This window comes from Paenibacillus sp. GbtcB18, assembly GCF_019091125.1.
Lineage (GTDB): Bacteria > Bacillota > Bacilli > Paenibacillales > NBRC-103111 > Paenibacillus_F > Paenibacillus_F chitinolyticus.
In genome coordinates this window covers 1-333 of record NZ_JAGXJX010000202.1, presented here as the reverse complement: position 1 = coordinate 333, position 333 = coordinate 1, and the positions used below count along the sequence as shown (strand labels likewise).

At 40.2% G+C, this 333-nt stretch carries 1 protein-coding gene; it reads right to left on the bottom strand.

Features of this window, described 5'->3' with window-relative positions:
• Positions 1–333: exosporium protein ExsF (exsF, locus tag KVT34_RS30045; protein WP_217563271.1), on the bottom strand; the 333-nt coding region annotated here is incomplete at both ends.

Sequence of the window (333 nt, the reverse complement as noted above, 5' to 3'; positions counted from 1 at the left end):
GTTCCAAATAATTCAACTGGTACGATTTGAACTAAGTCGCCAGGATTCAAGTTAATAAGAATAACACCGCTAGAAACCTCTACTTCTCCAGTACCGATAATGTTAGCACGGACTGCCGTCCCGGATCCTGGGATAATATTGTCAGGTGTGTCCAATGTTAAGAAGAATCGGGCAGCATTTGGTGGGGCAGGAACATTTTCAAGACTTACCGTTAATGTATAACAGATTTGATAGATACCAGCTATTTGAATTCGAATGCCATTTCCGACGCTTACTGTAGTGTTTATTACAGGAACAGTAATATTAGGATGTGGACTTACGATAGGTAATAGT